The organism is Luteibacter sp. P1_D3 (assembly GCF_056406135.1).
Genome location: NZ_JBFUAT010000008.1, coordinates 119,123 through 139,998, shown reverse-complemented (window position 1 = coordinate 139,998; position 20,876 = coordinate 119,123). Strand labels below are relative to the sequence as shown.

Sequence of the window (20,876 nt, the reverse complement as noted above, 5' to 3'; positions counted from 1 at the left end):
GCCCCTGTTTCCGTGTGGTGGTCACCGCGCGGCCATCATACATAGCGACGGCTACCGCGTCAGAGGGTGTCGAAATGCGCGGGCGATGCGTCACGGAAGTGGTCGACGAGCATGCCGACAAAGGCCGAGACCTTGCCCGCCACGTGCCGTTGCGGTGGATACAGCGCCCATACTTCGATGGACCGGCCCTCCACCTCGCCCCAGGAGGTCAATGCGCCGCTGGCGATGTCGTCGCGAATCAGCGAGGCCGGCATCATGGCCGCGCCGACGCCTTCGCGCACGGCGTCATACACCAGGGCCATCGACGAAAGGCGGACGATCTCCTGCGGCAGCATCGTCTTCGTCCGCCCTTCGGCAACGAGCCGCCATGCCGACAGCTGGCTGCCACCCAGCATGATGGCCGGGAAGGCTCCGCCGTCCGCGGGCTGTGGCAGCGACGGGGCCGCGGCGACGACGAGGCGGTCACGCAGGAAGCAACGACCGGCGAGGTCCGTCGAGGGCGCGGGGTTCGCGCGGATCACGACATCGAAGCCCTCCTTGAGCGGGTCGACGAAGCGATCGTCGACGACCACCTCGAGATGCACGGCCGGGTAATTCATCGCGAACCGGGCCGCGAGCCGCCCGAGGCCGCGGTGCGCGAAYAGCACCGGCGCACTGACGCGAAGCGCGCCGCGCGGCGCGCCCGCCCGGGCCACCAGACCCTCGGCGACGTCTTCGATGCGACCGAGCATGGCGTGGGCCTCGGCGTGCAACGTGGCGCCCTCCTCGGTCAGCCGGAATGGCCGGGCACCGCGTTCGATCAGCCGGACGCCGAGCGCGTCTTCCAGCTCCCGGACCCGTCGGGACAGCGTCGCCTTGGGCCGCCCCGTGGCGCGGGTGGCCGCGCCGAAGCCGCCGTGGAGCGCCACGACATCGAAATCGGCCAGGGCGAGCAAATCCATACGTGTTCCATGAGTGAGACGACGCGTCCCGATTCTGCGGCTTTCGTCCTCGAGATGGAACGCCCACTCTTGGATTCATCCACCACCCAGGAGTTGATCATGAGCATTCTCGTTACTGGCGCCACGGGCAACATCGGTTCTGCCGTCACCGCGCGACTGGCCGAGGCCGGCGCCGAGGTGCGCGCCCTCACCCGCAACCCGGACAGCCTGAAGGCGCCGAAGGGCGTTCGCGCCGTGGCAGGCGACCTCACGGATGTCGCCTCCGTCCGTGCCGCGCTCGAAGGCGTCGACACCCTCTTCCTGCTCAATGCCGTCACGCCCGACGAGCTGACGCAGGGGCTGGCCACGCTCGGCCTGGCCCGCGATGCCGGCATTCGCCGCATCGTCTATCTCTCGGTATTCAATGGCGATCGCTTTGCCGACGTACCCCATTTCACCGTCAAGTACGCCATCGAGCGTGCGATCGAACAGTTCGACCTGCCCGCGACGGTGCTGCGCCCCTCGTACTTCATGCAGAACGACGCGAGCCTGCAGGTGCCGCTCACCGAGCACGGGGTGTACCCGATGGCGCTCGGCAAGGTCGGCGTGTCGATGGTGGATATCCGCGACATCGCGGATATCGCCGCCGCCGCGTTGCTCCGTCGCGAGCGTGCTTCCGGCGCGCTACCGCGCGAAGTGATCGAACTGGCGGGGCCCGACGCACTCACCGGTGAATCGGCCGCGCAACTCTGGAGCGAGATACTCGCCCGCCCCGTCGCCTACGGCGGTGACGACCTCGATGCCGCCGAGGCGGCGATCGCGCGCAACGCGCCGTCGTGGGCGGCGTACGACCTGCGCCTGATGCTCGCCCGTTTCCAGTCGGACGGCATGCTGGCCAAGACGTCCGCGACGGACATCATGACCTCGCTGCTCGGCCGCGCACCGCGCAACTACCGCGATTTCGCACGCGAAACCGCGGCCGCCTGGAAGCAGGCGTAGCACGAAGAGCTCAGGCCGCCGCCTTCATCGCCGCGATGTCGATCTTCTTCATCTGCATGAGGGCGGCGACCGAGCCAGGGTGCTGCACCAGGGCCTCGATGTCGTCCGGCACGATCTGCCAGGACAGGCCGTATTTGTCCTTGAGCCAGCCACAGGCTTGTGCCTGCGGATCGCCACCGGCGGAAAGCTTGTCCCAGTAGTGGTCGATCTCCGCCTGGTCGTGGCAGCGCACGACCAGCGAGAGCGCCTCGGTAAACGTGAAGATCGGGCCGCCGTTGAGCGCGGTCAGTTGCTGGCCGTCGAGCTCAAAAGCGGCCGTCATGACCGAGTCCACCGGACGGCCGGACGCTTGCGCGGATTCCCTTGTATAGCGGGTAACGCTGGTGATCCGCGAGTTCGGGAAAATCGAGACGTAGTGGTTCGCGGCCTCTTCGGCCTGGGTATCGAACCAGAGGAAAGGCGTGATGCGCTGAAAACGACCTGACATGGGAGGCTCCTCCAGGGCCGCGATATGGGCCCTCATGGAAACGTCGAATAGGCCACAGGCGGATCGACAGGACTTAAGGCAGGGGCCGGCACGCCCCGCCATCGCCTAGGATGCTCCGGGCAAAGGAGCATGGCGATGACAACGGAACAATGGCTCGCGCAGGGCATCGACACCGCCTGGCGGGTCCTGCTGGTGTGGTGGCTATGGAGCGCCTGGGGTAACAAGACCGCCGCGCGCGGCGAGCCGTGGCTGACCCGGCTGGCCCTTTATTGGTTGCCGCTGGCCGTCGCTTTCGTCCTTCTCGGACCCGGCGAATGGTACGGCCACACCTGGCTTCGCGAGGGCATCGTGCCGCACACGGTGCCTTTTTTCGCCATCGCTTTCGTGCTCGTCGTGACGGGTGTCGCGCTGGCGATCTGGTCTCGCGTGGTGCTGGGACGTAACTGGAGCAGCGTGGTGCAGATCAAGCGCGACCATGAGCTGATCGAGACAGGCGCGTACCGTTACGTTCGCCACCCCATTTACACCGGCATCCTGCTCGCCTTCATCGGCACGGCCGTGAAGGTAGGGGACGTGCGCGGCATCTTCGCGGTGCTGATCGTGTTCGCTTCGTTCTGGCGCAAGCTGCGCATGGAGGAGCGCATGCTCGGCGAGACGTTCGGCGAGGTGTACTCGGCATATAGACGCCGGACCAGGGCACTGATACCCGGTCTCCTCTAAAACGCCTTGGCCCCGGTGCCACGCTCAGGCTGTCGGGTCGGGCTTGTGTTGAGGATCGCCGGAGCCGGTGTTGACGGGCTCGACAGGCTTGGGACCGTCGCCGTGCGTGGGATCGCCGGAGCCGGTGGTCGGTTCATCGTAGGTGTCCCGCTCTTTCATGGCAGCCTCCGCGTTGCGAATCTCAAGCAGATCACTAGCGCTGTCAACGTCATGTCCAAGGCGGCCGGACCCTTGTCACGCTAGGCTGTAGCGATGAGCAACCCCGATACGCCTCCTTGCGACGACCCGACCGGCAGCGACGCGGTCCCCTGTAGCGAATCCGCGCGTCGCTGGACCCTGGTCGCCGCCGTGGTCGGCTCGGGCATGGCCTTCGTCGACGGCACCATCGTGAACGTCGCGCTGCCCGCCATCCAGCGCGCCATGAACGCGACCACCGCCGACGCGCAGTGGGTGATGGAAAGTTATGTCCTGCTGGTGTCCGCCCTGTTACTGGTGGGCGGTGTCCTCGGCGATCACTACGGGCGACGGCGCGTCTTCGTCATCGGCGCGGTCGTGTTTACCCTCGCGTCGTTGGGCTGCGCCGCGTCGGTGAGCGTGGCATGGCTGATCGGCATGCGTGCCCTGCAGGGTTTCGGCGCGGCGCTGCTCATTCCCGGCAGCCTCGCGTTGCTCAGCTCGGCCTACCCGAAGGAACGACGTGGCGCCGCCATCGGGACGTGGTCGGCGTTCAGCGGCATCACCGCCGCCATCGGTCCCGTCCTCGGTGGCTTCCTCGTTGAACACGCGTCGTGGCACTGGGCGTTCCTGGTCAATCTCCCGCTCGGCATCCTGCTGGTCGTCGTCTGTTTCTGGCGGGTGCCGGAAAGCAAGGGGATGAATAGCGGGCACATCGATATCGCCGGTGCCGTCCTCGCGACGATCGGCCTGGCGGGCGTCGTTTACGCTTTCATCGAGGCGCCGTTGCAGGGATGGTTTTCCGCAGGCGTGATGACCTCAGTGATCGTCGGAATCGTCGGACTGGTGGCCTTCGTCATCGTCGAGATGCGCATCGCCGCACCGATGCTGCCCCTTGGACTGTTTCGCGATCGCGACTTCGCTGGCGCCAACCTGCTCACCCTGCTGCTCTACGCGTCGCTCGGCGGCAGCATGTTTTTCGTTCCGCTGAACCTGATCCAGGTACAGGGTTACGGCGCAACAGCCGCGGGCGCCTCGCTGCTGCCCTTCATCGCCATCATGTTCCTGCTCTCGCGCTGGACCGGGCGGCTCGTCGATGTCGTCGGCGCACGCCTGCCGCTGATCGTCGGTCCGACCACCGCCGCCGCTGGCTTTGCGCTCTACGCCCTGCCCGGCGTCGGTGGTTCCTATTGGACGACGTTCTTCCCGGCGGCCTGCGTGCTCGGCCTGGGCATGAGCATCACCATCGCGCCGCTGACGACCACCGTCATGAACGCGCTCGATCCCGCGCTGGCCGGCACGGCCTCGGGTGTGAACAACGCCGTCTCTCGCGTGGCTGGCCTGCTTGCTATCGCGGTGTTCGGGATCGTGCTGACGCAGGGTTTCGATGCGGCGCTGCAGGCGGGGTTGTCAGGCATTCCCGCGGATGTCGTGCAGAGCGTGATGGCGCAGAAGGCGAAGCTCGCGGGCATTCAGGTGACGAACGACGCGGCGCGGCAGGTGATCGACGCCGCGTTCGTTGCGGGGTTCAGGCGGGTGATGCTGCTGTCGGCCGGGCTGGCCGTGCTCTCCGCCATCGCAGCCGGCCTCATGATCCGCCCCGTCAAGAAAATATAGGGGCGGATTCATCGGCAAATGTGGGAGCCGCTTCAGCGGCGATGGGTGCTCGCGGAAAATCTGGCCCGCTGCCGCGGGATCGCCGCTGAAGCGGCTCCCACAGGGTAATCGCGAGCACCCTATCGCCGATGAATCGGCTCCTACAGAGAGAGGTTCGCTTAGAAGCCTTTCTGGATCTGCACCCAGGCGCGTGTGTCGTGCGACTCGCCGGCCAGTTCGGGGCGCACGCCGATCGGGTGCGACACGTCCGCGCTCAGCGACCACTGGTCGTCACCCTGCCAGCGCATGCCTAGGCCGATGTCTTGCATATGCGCGCTGTTGGTACCCGGTGCGAACCGGTCCTTGTAGATCGTCACGTGGCCGGCGTCGGCGAAAACCAGCGCCGTCAGGCTACCGGGCAGGCCGAGGTGCAGGCTGCGACGGAACTCGAGGTTGACCATCTGTCCCTGCGTACCCGCCAGCACGCCGGTGTCGTAGCCGCGGACATTGTTGGCGCCACCGAGGTAGAACTGCTCGGCAGTGTCTAGGTTCTTGTTCGCCCACTGGCCCTGGACGCCGAGATACACCGCATTGTTCTCGGAGAGCTGCTGCAGACGGCTGATCGAAGCGGTGTACTTAAGGTAGTGCCCTCTCGTCTGCGCGCTGATCGCATCGATGAACTGCGCGAAGGCATCGTCGAATCCGAGCAAACCATAGGTCGCCGCCACATTGAAGTTGGTGACGCCATGCGCATCGCGCTGATCGCCAGCGAGGGTGCCGGTCCAGCCGTACGTGTGGCGCAGCGTGCGCAAGCCGACGATATCGATCGAATCGTTGAGATGACGACGATCGTAGCCAAGCTGGCCGTAGAGATTTCCATCAGTGGACCGAATGAACGGATGGCTGACGAACAGGCTGGCCACCTGTGCCGTGCCGTGCGCATCGAGGACACGCAGATCGCCCTTGAGCTTGTAATCGAGCGAGGAGACGGAGGCACCAAGCACCGTGCCTTCGCCGTTGAGGAGATAGCGGTAACCGAGACGACCGTAATTCATGTTCGAGCCCGCGGACAGCGCGGTGGCATCGAGCAGGTCGCCCTGGTGGAACAGGCCGTTGACGTTGAACGTGCCGGTGAGCCGCGCACGGCCGGTGTACTGGTTGCCGTAGTCGTCGAGCGCGACCAGACCGGTGTAGCGCGGACGGTCGTCAGCGCGAACGGCGAGGTCCGAGGTGCCCGGCTCGTCACCGGGACGGAGTGCCGAGGTCTCCATCACTCCGGGGATGTCACCGAGCAGGAGCAGGCTGCGATCGAAACCATGCGAGCTGATCGGTGCACCACTGGTGAGTGGATCGAGTGTCGCCTTCAAGGGACCGTCGTGCGTGGCGCTATGGTTCTCGAACACCACCTTGCCCAGACGCGCCTCCTGCACGGCGATGCGCACGGTGCCACCGCTGAGCGTCTGTGCGGGGACATAGGCCAGCGTGAGCGGGTAACCCTTCGCGCGGTATTCGGCGGTGATGCGGTCGGCCAGCGCATTGAGCTCGCGCAGCGTGATGTCCTTGCCTTCGCCCGACGCGACCAGCGCATGCAACTGGTCCACAGGGATCAGGGTGGCCCCGGTGATCTCGATGGTCGTCACGTGGAAGGGCGCGCTGTCGCCCTGGTCGGCTCTGGCCTGGGGTGTCAGCTTGAGACCGGTGTCGTCGGACTTCGACGGCGGCGGGGTCACGGGCACCTGCCGCAACAGATCGCCGCTCTGCGGCGGACGGACCTGCGCGCCAGCCGTGGAAGCGAGCCCGAGGAGGATGCATGCACCGAGAACGTTCGCGGCGCGCTTGGAGAGAATGGCCATGGTCATCAGGAGTTCGATACGAAAGAGGGAATGAAGGCGTGCGGCGCGGAGCGAGGCATCACTGCATCGCGTCCGCCGGAAGCCGCACGCCGCCATCGACGACCTGCAACGACAGGCCCGGGACAAAGTCGGCGCGTTGCACGTTCTTCTCGAGCGGCTGGCGGGTCTTCTTGTGGTTTCCGGAGAACGGGCCGACCGTGACATTCGACGCGACACCGTAAGGGGTCGCGATCTGGTCCGGGCCGAGCACCGAATCGAGCTGCACCAGGGTGATCGCCGAAGCGCCCTGCGAGGAGCTCTGATTGATGCTGGCCGTGGTCTCCGCCGTGGTGTTGAACGCGTAGTTACCCGCGTCCGGACCCGTCGCATAAATGCCGGAGACCGACACCGCCTTGCCGACGCCGACCGTCGAGTCGCCGAACAAGGCACTGACGGCACCGAAGGCGATCACGTCACCCGGCAGGATGCCCTGGCTCGAGAGCACGGCGCGATCCGACGTGTTGCCATCGAAGAACTTGTCCGTGCCCTGCGCCCCGACGACAACCGGCCGCTTGGTGATGCTCGCCGTGGTGGTCGGATTGACGATGAGCATGTAGTTACCGGCGTCGCCACCCGAGATGGTGCCGCCGACATTCACGGTCTTGCCGTTGCCTGCGTTCTTGTCGACGAAAGCACCGTTGGTCGCCAGGCTCACTTGGTCGCTGCCGAGCACGCCGCTCAACACACCGTGCGTGACTGCCGCCGTATTGCCGTCGTACACCTTGTCGTCCGCAGTGATACCGGCGTGGATGCCGAGCGGGGTGACGGTAGCGATATGGTTACCGCCGACGAGCGTGTAATTGGAGGCCAGGCCCGCGCCGTCGTCGTTCAGCGCCAGCGAGCCGAGCGCCGCCAGCGCCAGGTCGGTTGCCACATTCTTGCTGCCGAGCACACCCTGCCCACTGAGAATCAGGCTCTCACCGGCCACACCAGCGATCACGCCCGCGCTGCCGAACATGCCAGCCGAGGCGACGGTGCCGCCGTCGTAGACGCGGGTACCATCGAGGTTGAGCACGACCTTGTAGATGTCGGCCGTCGTCGTGGCGTTCGTGGTCAGCGTGTAGTTACCCGCATCCACACCCGTGAGCACGCCGGCCACGTTCACGCCCTTGCCATTGCCGGCGTTCTTGTCGGTAAAGGTTCCCGTGCTGCTCACGCCCAACTGGTCGCCGGCAACCATCCCGGTGACCGTGCCGCTGGTCTGCGCCGTGGTGTTGCCGTCGTACGTCTTGTTGCCGGCAACGATCGTGCCGGTGATGGCGAGCGGTGTGATGTTGGCCGTGGTCTGCGCGACGTGATTGAACGTGTAGTTGCCTGCGTCCGTGCCGCCGCTGACGATGCCAGCCACGGTCACGGTCTTGCCGTTGGCCACATTCTTGTCACTGAACGTGGCAGGATTTCCGCTGAAGGTCACCACGTCGGTGCCCAGGATGCCGCCGCTACCGAGCGTGGCGGTCGCGCTGTTGTTACCGTCGTAGACCTTGTCGCTGGCGGTGGCACCGACCACGATGCTGAGCGGGGTGATGTTCGCCGTCGTCTTGGCCGTTGTGTTGAACAGGTAGTTACCGGCATCGGCACCCGAGGCGGTGATACCCGCCACGTCCACTTCCTTGCCATCGGCAACGTTCTTGTCGAGGAAGCTGGCCGAGCCCGCGGTGAAGGACACCGCGTCGCCGGTGATCACATCGCCGCTGCCCACGAGGGCATGGGCGGACGTGTTGGCGTCGTAGACCTTGTTGTCCGCCGTGGCACCGACCGTGATCGTCAACGGGGTGATGTCGAGCGTGGACGTGCCGATGATGTAGTTGCTGGCCAGGCCGCTGTCGTTGCCCAGCGTCATGTCATGGGCGCCGTCGAATACCTTGCCGTTCTGGACGTTCTTGTCGGCGACGTTGGAGCTGCCGTTGAGCGTGAGCGTCTCGCCGTTCGTGCCGTTGACCACGCCATTGCCGAACAGCAACGAGCTGACGTCGGTGCGACCGTTATAGACCCGTGTGCTGTGCAGGTTGATGATGAACGGCGTAATGTCGGCCGTCGTGGTCGTCCTCGTATTCAGCAGGTTGTAGTTGCCTGCGTCGCCGCCGCTCACGGTGATACCGTCGACCTGGATCGTCTTGCCGGTGCCCACGTTCTTGTCGTCGAACGCGACCGAACCGTCGCCAAGCACGATGTTGTCGCCGGCCACGGCATTGCTGCTGAGAAGGAGGCCGGGATCGGCCGTCGTGCCGTCGTATACCTTGTTGTGGCCCAACGCGCTTACCGTCAGGTCGAGCTTGCCGATGTTGGCCAGCGCGGTGCCGTTGGTAAACGTGTAGTTACCTGCATCGCCACCGGTGATGCCCATGCTGCCGGTGACGGTCTTGCCGTTGCCGACATTCTTGGTATCGAAGGTGCCCGCGTTCGCATTGGTCAGCGACACGTCATCGCCGGTGATCTTTCCGCTGGTGAGCGAACCATTCGCCATCACGAGCCCGGCGTTCATCAGGGCAGCGAGGGTGGTGCCATCGTAGGTCTTGCTGATGGCATCGAACGTCGCGGTCAGCGGCCGCGCCTTGATGGTGAGCCTGTCCGTACCGCCGACCAACGTGTAGTTGCTGGAAAGACCACCATTGGTGCCATCGGCGATGTTGAGGGTACCAAGACTGAAGCCCTTGTTCGTGCCTACATTCTTGTCGGCCGTCGCGCCCGTGCCCGCAAGGACCAGTGTCTCGCCCGCCAGGCCGGTCGACAGGACGCCGCCCGGAGCGAGCGTATTGGCGTCCGCATCGAGTGTGCCGTCGTAGAGGCGCGTTCCGCTGAGGTTGAGCACGCGCTGCGTGATGTTCGCCGTCGTCGTCACCGTGGTGTTGTCGACCACGTAGTTCCCGGCGTCGGTTCCCGCACCATTTACGCCGGTGACCGTCACAACCTTATTGGTACCGACATTCTTGTCGTCGAACGTTGCCGATCCGAAGGTGAAGTTGACCGAATCGCCACCGATCACGCCGGCACTCTGCACCTTCGTACCCGGGTCGGCCGTAGTGGCGTCGTATTGACGGTCCTTGCCCGTGGCGGTGACAGTGATGTGCAGCGCGCTGATCGATGCCGTCGTCGTGCCCTGGGTGAACGTGTAATTGCCGATATCGTTGCCGGTGATCGACATGTCACCGGTGACCGTCTTGCCGGTGCCGACGTTCTTGTCCGAGAAGTGCGCACTGTTCGGATTGACCAGGGTGATGTCGTCGCCGCTGACCAGGCCATCGAGCGTCGCCGGCGCTTTCAACCCGGCGATCGCGTTGGCGTTGTAGATCTTGTCGAAGGCCAGGAAATCGGCAGTCAACGCCTTCGGCGTGATCGTCACCCAGTCGACACCACCGACGAGCGTGTAGTTGCTCGCAAGGCCCCCGTTGCCGCCGTTGGTCAGCGCGAGATTGCCCAGGTTATCGAAGGACTTCTCGTCGCCGACGTTCTTGTCGACGAGGGTGCCACTGCCGCTGACGCCGAGGGTTTCCCCGTTCACGCCCTGCAGTACGCCGAACAGCGAACTGTCGGCCGTGGCGGTGCCGTCGTAGACGCGCGTGCCGGTCAGGTCGATCACCTTCGACTGGATCACGCCCCTGTTGCCCGCACCGGCGGTCGGAAGGATGTAGTTCGAAAGATTGGTACCGGCGTCCGCAATGAAGTCGGAGGTGACCAGGGTCGAGACGACACCAAGACCGGTGCCGACATTCTTGGTCACGTAGTTCGCCGTGGCGGACTGTGGCACGGATGCGCCCTGCCCGCCGACGAAGCCGTCCAGCTCGTAATCGGCGGCGGTCAGCGTCGCCGAGTCCGTGCCGTCATACACCTTGGTCGGGCTACCGATGATCACGGCGGTCAGCTGCTTGGGATTGATCGTCGCCGTCAGCCCCGCGGGCTGCTGCAACTGGTAATTGTTCGAGCTACCGCCACTCAGGATGAAACCACCCACGGAGACACCCAGGTTGGTGCCGGCATTTGCCGTGGCGAACTGACCGGACGCGCCCGTGCCGTCAAAACCGACCGTGTCGCCGCCGAACACACCGTGCAACGCGGCGTTACCCGCGATGGTGAGCGTCGCACCCGTCGTGTTGTCATACGTCTTGTCGTTGGCCGTCACGCCGCTCAGCGTCAGGATGGCGCGCGTGATGTTGGCGGCCAGGCCAGTGACTGGCTGCAGGATGTAGTTCGCCGCCGCGCTGCCGGTGATGCCGAAACCGGTCGCCGTCACGCCCAGGCCGGTGCCGACGTTGGCCTGGCTGAAGTTGGCCGAGACACCGGACAGGTCGAGCGCGAGCTTGCTGGCATTGCCGGCGTCGGTGCTGACCAGACCGGCGAGGCCGGCCCGGGCCAGGTTGAGCGTGTCGGTCGTCGTGGTGTCGTAGCTCTTGTTCGTCGCGAAGACACCGGTGACGAACAGCGGTGCCTGGTTGATCGTGCCGGTGCCGGTCGCCGTGAGATCCACGTTGTAGTTCGACAGCAGCGTGCCGTTGCCGAGGACGTAGTTGCCCGGCGTCAGCGTCGCGGTGACGGTCCGGCCATTCGTGGCGCTCGCGTTCGCGCTGTCGTAGCTGGCCGTTGCGCTGGGATTGATCGTACCGCTCTCGCCGTTTACCCAGCCGCCCACGAGGAAGTTGCCCGACGAGAGCGCTGCATCGGTGCTGCCGTTGTACGTCTTCGTCGGGTTGTTCGTGATGGTGACCGTGAGCTGCGCCGGTGTGATGTTGCCGATACCCAGGACGGGCGCATTGATCGCGTAGTTCGCCAGGTTGGTGCTGCCGCTCGGTGTCAGGTCGGAGGTCGCCAACTGGGCCGACAAGGCCAGGTTCGTGCCCACGTTCTTCTGGCCGAACGTCCCGTTGATCGTGTGCGCGACGACTGCGTTGTCGCTGCCGATCCAGCCGCTCAGGGTAAAGTTGCTCGGCAGCAGACCGATGTTGAACGTGCCGTCGTAGATCTTGCTGGCGTTGACGATGCCGACATCGAGGACGGTGAAGTTTCCGGTCAACGGCGCGGGAATGATCGAGCCCGAGCCCTGGTAGCCGGTGGGCAGGAGGTAGTTGCTCAGCAACGTGCCGCTTCCCGCGGTGAAATCCGCACCGGGAAGGCTACCCGCACTGACGCCACGCGCGCCGGCATTGGGGTTGTCGTACGTGCCAGCCACCGTGCCGCCAAAGCTCGCACTGATGCTCTGACCCGAAAGCAACCCGACCAACTGAAGATTCGACGAAGCCAACGCGGCGTTGGTGGTGCCGTCGTACACCTTGGTCGGATTACCGACGATCTGACCGGACAGCTGCAGCGGATTGATCACGCCCAGGCCGAGGCCTGTCACCGTCGGCGCGAACGTGTAGTTGGACATCGATGTGCCACTGCCCGGTACAAAGTCGGACGGCTGCAGATTGGCGGTGACGTCGATGCCGGTACCCGCGTTGGCGGTGGCGTACGTGGCCGAGCTCTGACCCACGCTCGCACTCTGGCCAGTGACGAAACCACTGATATTGAAGTTGCCGCTGCCCAGCGAGACGGCATTCGTGCCGTCATACGTCTTGGTCGGGCTTCCGGTCATGCCGATGGTCAGCAGTTTCGGTGTGATGTTCGCCGTCAACGCGGGCGCGGCCAGGATGTAATTGCCTGCCGCCGCGCCGACGAGGGCGAAGCCACTCGCGGTCACGTCGAGGCCCGTGCCCACGTCGGTCTGACCGAACATGGCGGTCGCGCCGCCCACGTTGAGCGTCACGTCGTCACTACCTACCTTGCCATTGAGTGCGTTGGTGGTATTGCCGATGGAAAGCGTGGCGTTCTTCGTGTTGTCGTAGACCTTGTCGTTGGCCGAAACCACGGTCGGATCGATGGTGAGTGTCTTCGGCGTGATGTTGGCGGTGAGGCCCGTGGGCGCCACCAGCACGTAGTTGTTCGCCTTGTCGCCGGTCAACCCATAACCACTGACCGCCACGCCGATGCCGTTGGCGACGTTCGCGTCGGCAAAGAGGCCGACGATGCCACTGGTGACGAGCTGCACCTGGCCGCTGTCGGGCTGGATCACACCGAACAGCTTGGCGCCGCCGGTGATGATCGAATCACTGGTGTTGCCGTCATAGATCTTGTTGCTGGCCAGCAGGCCGCTGATCAAGAGCGGCGCCCGATTGATCGTGCCCATGCCGGTGGCGGCAGTCGGCAGGATGTAGTTGGCGAGGTTGGTGCCTGCGTTCGCCGTGAAATTCGTCACGGAGAACGTCGCGTTGAGCGCCACCGTGCCTGCGTCGGAACCGGCATAGGCGATCGAGCTCGGTTGCTTCACCGTGGCGCCCTGGGAGCCGATGAAGCCGTCGATCTGGTAGTTGCCCGAACTCAGCGTCGCGGTGGTGGTGCCGTCATAGACCTTGGTTGGGTTGTTGACGATCTGGGCGGTGAGCGGCGCGGGTGTGATCCGGCCGACCTTCGCCGTGACCTGCGAGCCACCCAGGGCATAACCGTACACAGGAATCGTGCCTGAACTGTCGGTGATGATGAAGTTGCCGATCGCGCCCGGCGAGGTCACCGAGAGGTTCGACGCGGCATTGACGGTGGCGTAGCTGCCACCGGTGGCGCTGGCGATCTTGTTGCCATCGGCCAGACCGGTGGCGGTGAAGTTGGCCCCCGTGAAGCTCGCCGCATCGGTGTTGTCGTACACCTTGCTGACCGTACCGTTCAATCCGGTGATCGCCAGCGTCGGCGCCAACCGGTACAGAAATCCATTGCCCGTACCGAGCGGCGCGGCGCCCGCGCCAGCGGCGTACTGGATGAATTGCGGTGCGAGCCCGCCACGCGTATCCAGCGAGGGGTCGGAGGAATAGACCAGCCACCTGCCCGACGCCGAACTCAGCGCCGCTGCACCGGCGTTGTTGATGAAGTTGTTCGCCGCGGTCAAGGTGACGCCCGCGCCGCCAGCGATCGTGGCGCCACTTGCCAGGGTGATGTTGCCACCCGTGCCTGCGGTGCCATTGGCCTTGAGCACGACGCCACCCGTACCGGAGATCGGGGCATTGACGTTGATGCCGCGGTACGCGTCGAGCGTCAGGGTCGCGGCCGCGTTGTTCCAGGTGATCGCCGAGTTGACGTTGATGTCGCCGACGCCGGATGCATTCTTCACGCCGTCGCCCGAGGCGCCCGTCGCGGTCGTCGTCTCGGTGACATTGGTACCGCCGTTGAGCGCCGCCGAGATCGTGCCCGCGGCCGCGCCATCGATCGTCAGGTCATACGGGTCGACCAGCCACGTACCGGCTTTGCCTTTCGGTGCGCTCGCATTGATCGATGCGGCACCGATGTGTGCGAATGCCGCCGAGGTTTCGATGCTGCCGCCGTTACCACCGTTCGGCGCGCTGGCGTCCAGCGTGCCTTCGACATTCACATGGCCGGCCTGCATGCCGCCGAGCAGCACGATCTGGCCGTTGTGGTTTTCCACCGTCTGCGCGCGAACGACACCGGTGTTGTTCACCGTGCTGGCAAGCAACGAATCCGCCGCGCCGGCGGTCATCAGGACGCGGCCACCATCGGCCTGCACCAGCTGGCGGTTCTCGACGAGGTTGTCCAGCGTGCTGCGATCGACCTGCAGATGAAGCAGCTGGCTACCATCGAAGGTCAGCGTGACCGCGCTGCCGCCACCCATGGCGACGGTGCCGAGCTGCGCACTGATCGTGCCCTGGTTCGACACCGTGTTGCCGAGCAGGGCGACGTAGCCGCCGTTGGCCGCGCGGATCGATCCCTTGTTGACGATGCTGCCCTTGCCGTCGCCGCTGAAGCTGCGGGTGTTCGACGAGAGCGAGCTGTCCGACGTATCCAGCGTGGAGGCGACCAGGCCGCCGACATTCACTTGCGAGCCCTGGCCAAACAGCACGCCATTCGGATTGATCAGCCAGACCTGGCCGTTCGCATTGAGGTGTCCGTAGATCTCCGACGCGCTGTTGCCGAGGATGCGGTTGACCGCGATCGCATCGCGACCCGGCTGGACGAAGTTGACCGTTTCGTTCGGCGCGATGTCGAAGCGCTGCCAGTTCAGCGACAGCTGCTGGCTGTTCTGGTTGATCGTGGTGATCGCGCCGTTCTGGTTGATCGCGCCACTGCCGGAGACGATCTGTCCACCGGTCTGGCCGGCATGCGCGGTACCTGCGGCGCCAAGCGCCAGCGCGATACACGTTGCGATCGACGCGATGCGAGGGCCACTTGAGGCGGACGTGGTGCGTGCCGCAGGACGGCTGTTGCGAGCGAGTTCACTGGCAGCAACCCACTGCGAGGTAGCGGCATTCCAGCACAGGCGATAGATACGATTCATTTCGAGCAACCTTCGGTCGTGAGCGCATGCGACGTGCAGAGGCGTACCCAGCGTTGGCCGAGTCGAGATGGTTGCTATTGGGCCCCCCTGCGGGCGGCACCGGATCGTTTCGACCCCGGCGCGTTTTCGGCATGTTAGCCGATAAGTGTGATTGGCATCACATTTAGGTTGTGAAGACGATCGCACTCGTGGCATTTGACCCGGGTAAATCCCGTTAACTTGCCCGGCGCCCCTCAGTGCGGGGAAGCCAGCTCCACGCAGAAGTCGACGAAGGCGCGGACCTTCGGCGGGGCGTTCTTCCGGGAGGGATAAAACGCGTACAACGGGAAGCTTTCCTCGGCCCAGTCCGGGAACAGTTCGACCAGCCGGCCGTCGGCGAGCGCATCCTGCACGCTCACCGCCAGCACCTGTGCGATGCCAGCACCGGCGATGCACACGGCGAACATGATCCCGGAGTCGGTGACCAGCAGGGGGCCCGTCGTTTCGACCGGAACCACCTTGCCCTTCCGATGGAATTCCCAATCGAACGGTCGCCGCGTGACCGGGTCGCGGAACTGGATGCAGCGATGCCGGGCGAGGTCCTTCGGCGTCGCCGGGCGACCATGCGCCGCGAGGTAGGCCGGTGCCGCGACAGTGAGGACCCGGGTCTCGAGTAGCTTGCGGCCGATCAGCGAAGAGGACGGCGGCACGCCGAAGCGAACGGCCACATCGATACCGTCGGCGACGAGATCGCCCAGCTCGTCACGGGTGACGATCTCGAGCTCCAGCGCCGGATATCGCTCGAGGAAGGCCGCGAGCTGCGGCGCAATGACCTGGCGGGCGAACATGGCATCGAGGCTGACCCGAAGCCGGCCACGTACCGCCTGCGAATCGCCGGCGGCGGCCAGCGCCGCATCTTCGATGCCCGACAGCAGGGGACCCACCTGAGCGTAGAGGCGCTCCCCTTCGTCGGTCAGGGTGACCGACCGCGTGGTCCGGTGAAGCAGGCGCACGCCCAGCCGTTCTTCCAGCCGACTCACCGCACGGCTCACACCCGATGGCGAAAGACCCAGCGCGTCGGCCGCACGGGCGAAATTGCCCGTCTCGACGACGGACACCAGGACGCTGAGGTTGCCGAGCAGGCGGCCATCGGAGGACATGAAGGGCGACTCGTGATCATGAGTCACGAAAGATCTTCCTCCACGGACATTCCGTCAATAGAGCGTGGCGCCTATGCTGGGCCCCTTCCCTTCTCCCGGAGCCTTCCCATGACCACCTCACGCCCACGTACCGCACTCATCCTCGGCGCCAGCCGTGGCCTCGGGCTCGCCCTCGTCGAGGAATACCTGCGCCGCGACTGGCATGTGGTCGCCACCGTGCGTGGGGAGACGCCGGCCGCGCTGTCCGGTCTTGCCGCCACATCGGAGGGACGCCTCCGCGTCGAGCACGCCGATATCGCCCATGGCAGTGATATCGACGCACTGCGCCGAACCCTCGACGGCATCGCCTTCGACCTCGTCTTCGTCAACGCAGGCGTGATGACCCAGGCGCGCGACGCGAACGGGGCAACGATTTCCGACGAAGAGTTCGCCCATGTCATGGCGACCAATGTCCTTGGTCCCATGCGCGTGCTCGAAGCCTTCGAGTCGCTGGTACCGCGTTCCGGCACCCTGGGCGTGATGTCGTCCGGGCTGGGCAGCATCGAGAACAACGTCGACGGGGCCTGGACCGTGTATCGCGCCAGCAAGTCGGCCCTGAACCAGATGCTCCGCAGCTTCGCCAATGTGCGCAAGGGCGACCCGCGGGCCGTGCTGGCCATCGCACCCGGCTGGGTTCGCACCGACATGGGGGGTGCGGACGCCGCCCTGTCCATCGAGGAAAGCATTCCGCACGTCGTCGACGTGATCGAGGCGCATCGCGGCAAGGCAGGCGCGCACTACGTCAATTACCAGGGCCAGATCCTGCCCTGGTAAGACCTCAAAGCCAGATACGGATGCCGGCAACCCAGCGACGGTCGGTGATACGACGACCGTCGCTGCGCGCGAGGTCCGCGGTGCCGCCGGTGAGATGCTCCCACGACACGCCGATGTACGGCGCGATGGTGCGGCGGATCTCGTAGCGCAGGCGCAGGCTGCCTTCCACGCTCGATACGCCGGCGCGCAACTGCCGCTGGACGTCATCCTTCCCGTACGCGTTGACCTCGATCTCCGGCTGAAGGATCAGGCGTTGCGTAAACAGGAGTTCGTACTCCGCGCGCACGCGTGCGGCGGTACGGCCGCCCTCCCCCGCATAGCCTGTCGCTTCCAGCTCGAACCAGTACGGCGCCAGTCCCTGCACGCCGAAGGCCGCCCAGTTGCGTGTCGGGCCTTCGCCGAAATCATGCCGGGCACCGAGCTGGGTATCCCAGTACGTCGCGACGGCGTGGCTCCAGAACGCTTCGACATCGCCGTCGCGCGGCCGGTTGCCTTCGCGTTCGCCTTCGCTGCGCAACCAGAGCTTGTCGCTGTCGTTGCCGTACCAGGCATCGGCTTCCCAGGACTGACCGTGCCCGCCCTGCCCCGCGAACGATTCCAGGCGATCCACCAGCAACATGCCGACGGGCGCCGTGTCGTCCATGTCCTTCATCGCCATGCCATGCATGGCACTCGACGGCACCCCGTCGGACCAGTCGGGACTGCGCGCGTCGGCGGGTGCCATGCCGCCCTGCATGGCGCCCATCTTCATAGGGGCCATGGGCGCCATACCCGGCATGGACGACATGTCCTGCATCGACGACATGTCGTGCGGCGGTGTCTCGGCAGGCGGCGGCGCGGCGGCGTGCTGCATGCCGGGCATGTCCTTCATGTCGCTCATGCCTTGCATGTCTTGCATGCCCCGCGCAGGCTGCGACCCTTGCGCGTCCTGGGCAAGAACCGGCGCGATCGAGGCAAGCGCAACCAGCGCAACGACGAGGCGCCTCACGACACCACCACTTCGCGGAACATGCCCGCTTCCATGTGGTAGAGCATGTGGCAGTGGAAGGCCCACCGCCCCGGGTTATCGGCGTTCACCGCGTAAGTCACCTGCTGGGCCGGTTGCACGTTCACCGTGTGCTTGCGCACCTGGAAGTGACCGTCCGGCGATTCCACTTCGCTCCACATGCCATGCAGATGGATCGGGTGATTCATCATGGTGTCGTTGACCAGGCGCACGCGCAGACGCTCGCCGCGACGGAAGTGCACCGGCGTCGCGGCGGAGTACTTCACGCCATCGAACGACCACGCGAAACGCTCCATGTTGCCGGTGAGGTGAAGTTCGATCGTGCGGCCGGGTTCGCGTGTATCGAGCGCACCGCCCACCGTGTGGAGGTCGGCGTAGGTGAGCACGCGGCGGCTGCGCTCGCGCAAGCCGGCGCCAGGATCGTCCAGATTGGTGCGTGGCATGTCCACGCGCATGTCGACGCCGGGGCCGTATTCGGTGCTCGCATGATGGGCCATCACCATCTCGCCACCCTTGCCGCCCTCCGCTCCCATCGAACCCATCATGTCGCTCATCGCCAGGTGGGTTCGTGGATCGAGCGACGGGACCTCGGCCTGCATGCCTTCGCGCGGTGCGAGCGTGGCGCGTGCGAAACCGGAGCGATCGATCGACTGGGCGAAGATGGTGTAGGCGCGATCATCGCGCGGCTCGACGATCACGTCGTACGTTTCGGCCGCGGCGATCCGCAACTCATCCACCAGCACCGGTTCCACATCCTGGCCATCGGCCGCCACGACGCTGAGGCGCAGCCCGGGAATACGCAGGTCGAAGATTGAATTGGACGAACCGTTGATCAGGCGCAGGCGCACCCGCTCGCCCGGCCGGAACAGACCGGTCCAGTTACCGGCGGGAGCGCTGCCATTCACGAGGTAGGTATACGTCGCGCCGGACACGTCAGCCAGGTCGCCCGGGTTCATGCGCATGCGGTTCCACATGCGACGCATGGCCAGGGCGTCGCCGATACCCTTGGAGCGCGCATCGCGTACGAAGTCGGCAACGGTCGGTTGGGCGTAGTTGTAGAAATCACTGCGCGAACGCAGCCTGGCGTAAACGCGCTCGGGGTCTTCGTCGGTCCAGTCGCTGATCAGGATCACGTGCTCGCGATCGACCGCATGACGTTCGCCATCCTTCGGCGCAATGACGATGGCGCCATAAAGTCCGCTCTGCTCCTGGAAACGACTGTGCGCGTGATACCAATACGTGCCCGACTGCTTGAGCGGGAAGCGATAGGTGAACTCGCTGCGTGCCGGTATGCCATCGAAACTCAGGCCCGGCACGCCGTCCTGATCGTAGGGAACCACCAGGCCATGCCAGTGAATCGACGAAACGGTGTCGAGCTGGTTACGCACATGCAGGATGGCGGTCTCGCCTTCGCGCCACCGCAGCGTCGGTCCCGGCACACCACCGTTCACGGTTACCGCCGTGCGTGCGCGACCGGTGAAGTCGACGGCGGCCTGACGAATGTCCAGCGTCATCTCGGGGCCGCTCAGCTCACCCGCCGGTCGCATCGCGTCGGTCGCGCAGGCGGGACGGACGACGCCGAAGCCCAGGCCGACGCCAGCTACCGCCAGGCCCTGGACGAAGCGGCGGCGGGGCAGGTGGATGGTGGATTCGCCGTGGTCGCGCATACCGTTGTCTTGACCCGCAACACTGTGAGAAAGCCGAGCGTAGCGAGCATGGATGGGGTGCGACAACTCTGGAGCAGGCTCCTTGCGGGTTAGCGGTAGCTCACATTGACCACGATGGACGCGTTGGCCTCTCCGGGTGCCACCGAGGGACCGACACGGCGGTAACGCGCACGAAATCCGTAACTGCGTCCTTCGTGTACCGCCGGCAGGATCAGCGGCGACGTGCTGTTGGGAATGGCCTGGGCATCCGGATCGTCGCTGCGCAGTTCCACGGCGACACCCGTGGCGGGGCGCGCGCCGGTTACCTTGAACAACGAGGCGTCCTGCTCGTCCGCGAGGGCGGTGAAGCTCATGAGGATCTGGGTGGCGTTCCGGCAACCGGTCGAGACCAGCGTCTGCATCACCCAGGGGCTGCTGCCTGTCGCCTGAAGGTCGCGGCCATCGACCTTGTTCATGGCGAAGGTCAATCCATGCGAGGTGAACGCGCAGGTCGGTCGCTCGGGCTGCACCTGCGTGTCGGTCAGATCGACCCAGGCCTGGGCCTGATCGTCCCAGCCGCCCCGCGCCAGCGTGCCCGAGGTGAGTGCGCCGCCGGCATCCACGATGTCGGTCTTGATGAGCTGGACGCGAAAGTGGGCGTCGTTGAGCACGGCATCGAAGATGAAGGGAATGGACGTGCGCTCTGGAACGAGTAGTTCGCCATGCTGGGAGTTGTGGAAGTAAGTGCGGATACCGACACCCGGGATGTTGGTGGCGTAAACCCCGCCCCCCACCGGGCTGGGCGTGGTGAAGATCCCGAGGCTGGCCGTACGCGTCGGGTAGAGGCACTTGAACCGGGACGATGTCCAGCCGGCGCTGCGTTTTTCGGCGAGCACGCTGCCGACGGGCGCGTCGACGGGGACGTTCACGGTGCCGAAAGAAAGGATCTGCGGACTGCCCTGGGAAGGATGTTTCAGGCAGCCCGCGTGCGCCGGCGCCATGACGACGGCGACAAGCAGGCAGGTGAGGCGAACGCGGCGGGCGCTGGGCATGGCGATGACTTCATGGAAAGAGACAGTGTCGAGTCTGCTCAGGCAGCTACGCCGTGCCCATCAAAGGATTCTGAAATCGCACTGACAGCGAAGTACCCAGGATGCACGGCCTGTTCACCGCAAC

The 20,876-nt window shown here is 65.5% G+C and carries 13 protein-coding genes; 4 read left to right on the top strand and 9 right to left on the bottom strand.

What is annotated here, in order from left to right; translation table 11 throughout:
• Nucleotides 1-59: 59 nt before the first annotated feature.
• Nucleotides 60-941 carry a LysR family transcriptional regulator gene (locus tag AC1DYM_RS07795; protein ID WP_477337406.1) on the bottom strand — a complete coding sequence of 294 codons (882 nt, stop codon included), beginning with the start codon at nt 939-941 and terminating at the stop codon, nt 60-62.
• A 99-nt stretch (nt 942-1,040) separates the two neighbouring features.
• Between AC1DYM_RS07795 and AC1DYM_RS07790 the strand changes: the two genes are divergently transcribed.
• Entirely contained in the window at nt 1,041-1,919 is an 879-nt protein-coding gene (locus AC1DYM_RS07790) for an SDR family NAD(P)-dependent oxidoreductase (RefSeq protein WP_477337405.1), read from the top strand.
• Between the two features lie 10 nt (nt 1,920-1,929).
• On the opposite strand, the gene AC1DYM_RS07785 is transcribed toward AC1DYM_RS07790, so the two are convergent.
• Nucleotides 1,930-2,406, bottom strand: coding sequence for a VOC family protein (locus tag AC1DYM_RS07785; RefSeq protein ID WP_477337404.1), 477 nt, complete (start codon nt 2,404-2,406; stop codon nt 1,930-1,932).
• Between the two features lie 135 nt (nt 2,407-2,541).
• Here AC1DYM_RS07785 and AC1DYM_RS07780 point away from each other — a divergent pair, with 135 nt between their 5' ends.
• On the top strand, nt 2,542-3,126 hold the full coding sequence (locus AC1DYM_RS07780) for a methyltransferase family protein (RefSeq protein ID WP_477337403.1): 585 nt from the start codon (nt 2,542-2,544) through the stop codon (nt 3,124-3,126).
• A 24-nt stretch (nt 3,127-3,150) separates the two neighbouring features.
• On the opposite strand, the gene AC1DYM_RS07775 is transcribed toward AC1DYM_RS07780, so the two are convergent.
• Nucleotides 3,151-3,285, bottom strand: a complete 135-nt coding sequence (locus AC1DYM_RS07775) for a hypothetical protein (protein ID WP_477337402.1) — start codon at nt 3,283-3,285, stop codon at nt 3,151-3,153.
• A 93-nt stretch (nt 3,286-3,378) separates the two neighbouring features.
• On the opposite strand from AC1DYM_RS07775, the gene AC1DYM_RS07770 reads away from it, so the two are divergent.
• Nucleotides 3,379-4,917 carry a DHA2 family efflux MFS transporter permease subunit gene (locus AC1DYM_RS07770; RefSeq protein WP_477337401.1) on the top strand — a complete coding sequence of 513 codons (1,539 nt, stop codon included), beginning with the start codon at nt 3,379-3,381 and terminating at the stop codon, nt 4,915-4,917.
• Between the two features lie 158 nt (nt 4,918-5,075).
• Here the strand turns inward: AC1DYM_RS07770 and AC1DYM_RS07765 are convergent, their stop codons facing one another.
• The 3 genes from AC1DYM_RS07765 to AC1DYM_RS07755 form a co-directional block, all read right to left on the bottom strand.
• Nucleotides 5,076-6,755 carry a ShlB/FhaC/HecB family hemolysin secretion/activation protein gene (locus AC1DYM_RS07765; RefSeq protein WP_477337400.1) on the bottom strand — a complete coding sequence of 560 codons (1,680 nt, stop codon included), beginning with the start codon at nt 6,753-6,755 and terminating at the stop codon, nt 5,076-5,078.
• A gap of 52 nt (nt 6,756-6,807) precedes the next feature.
• Nucleotides 6,808-15,096 carry a YDG domain-containing protein gene (locus tag AC1DYM_RS07760; protein WP_477337399.1) on the bottom strand — a complete coding sequence of 2,763 codons (8,289 nt, stop codon included), beginning with the start codon at nt 15,094-15,096 and terminating at the stop codon, nt 6,808-6,810.
• 233 nt (nt 15,097-15,329) lie between these two features.
• Complete coding sequence (locus AC1DYM_RS07755; RefSeq protein ID WP_477337398.1) at nt 15,330-16,262, bottom strand: LysR family transcriptional regulator; 933 nt, start codon at nt 16,260-16,262, stop codon at nt 15,330-15,332.
• A gap of 81 nt (nt 16,263-16,343) precedes the next feature.
• Here AC1DYM_RS07755 and AC1DYM_RS07750 point away from each other — a divergent pair, with 81 nt between their 5' ends.
• Nucleotides 16,344-17,048, top strand: coding sequence for an SDR family NAD(P)-dependent oxidoreductase (locus AC1DYM_RS07750; protein ID WP_477337397.1), 705 nt, complete (start codon nt 16,344-16,346; stop codon nt 17,046-17,048).
• 4 nt (nt 17,049-17,052) lie between these two features.
• On the opposite strand, the gene AC1DYM_RS07745 is transcribed toward AC1DYM_RS07750, so the two are convergent.
• The 3 genes from AC1DYM_RS07745 to AC1DYM_RS07735 all read right to left on the bottom strand — a co-directional run bounded on the left by AC1DYM_RS07745 (nt 17,053) and on the right by AC1DYM_RS07735 (nt 20,752).
• Complete coding sequence (locus tag AC1DYM_RS07745) at nt 17,053-18,036, bottom strand: copper resistance protein B (RefSeq protein WP_477337396.1); 984 nt, start codon at nt 18,034-18,036, stop codon at nt 17,053-17,055.
• Nucleotides 18,033-19,721 carry a copper resistance system multicopper oxidase gene (locus AC1DYM_RS07740; protein WP_477337395.1) on the bottom strand — a complete coding sequence of 563 codons (1,689 nt, stop codon included), beginning with the start codon at nt 19,719-19,721 and terminating at the stop codon, nt 18,033-18,035. The genes AC1DYM_RS07745 and AC1DYM_RS07740 overlap by 4 nt, the downstream gene beginning before the upstream one ends.
• Before the next feature lie 89 nt (nt 19,722-19,810).
• On the bottom strand, nt 19,811-20,752 hold the full coding sequence (locus tag AC1DYM_RS07735) for a fimbrial protein (protein WP_477337394.1): 942 nt from the start codon (nt 20,750-20,752) through the stop codon (nt 19,811-19,813).
• Between the last annotated feature and the right edge of the window lie 124 nt (nt 20,753-20,876).

Bases quoted from the DNA above. Each gene is read 5' to 3' on its own strand.
- AC1DYM_RS07790 (WP_477337405.1), top strand. From the start codon at position 1,041: ATGAGCATTCTCGTTACTGGCGCCACGGGCAACATCGGTTCTGCCGTC.
- AC1DYM_RS07770 (WP_477337401.1), top strand. From the start codon at position 3,379: ATGAGCAACCCCGATACGCCTCCTTGCGACGACCCGACCGGCAGCGAC.
- AC1DYM_RS07780 (WP_477337403.1), top strand. From the start codon at position 2,542: ATGACAACGGAACAATGGCTCGCGCAGGGCATCGACACCGCCTGGCGG.
- AC1DYM_RS07750 (WP_477337397.1), top strand. From the start codon at position 16,344: ATGACCACCTCACGCCCACGTACCGCACTCATCCTCGGCGCCAGCCGT.
- AC1DYM_RS07760 (WP_477337399.1), bottom strand. From the start codon at position 15,096: ATGAATCGTATCTATCGCCTGTGCTGGAATGCCGCTACCTCGCAGTGG.
- AC1DYM_RS07735 (WP_477337394.1), bottom strand. From the start codon at position 20,752: ATGCCCAGCGCCCGCCGCGTTCGCCTCACCTGCCTGCTTGTCGCCGTC.
- AC1DYM_RS07785 (WP_477337404.1), bottom strand. From the start codon at position 2,406: ATGTCAGGTCGTTTTCAGCGCATCACGCCTTTCCTCTGGTTCGATACC.
- AC1DYM_RS07765 (WP_477337400.1), bottom strand. From the start codon at position 6,755: ATGACCATGGCCATTCTCTCCAAGCGCGCCGCGAACGTTCTCGGTGCA.
- AC1DYM_RS07740 (WP_477337395.1), bottom strand. From the start codon at position 19,721: ATGCGCGACCACGGCGAATCCACCATCCACCTGCCCCGCCGCCGCTTC.
- AC1DYM_RS07775 (WP_477337402.1), bottom strand. From the start codon at position 3,285: ATGAAAGAGCGGGACACCTACGATGAACCGACCACCGGCTCCGGCGAT.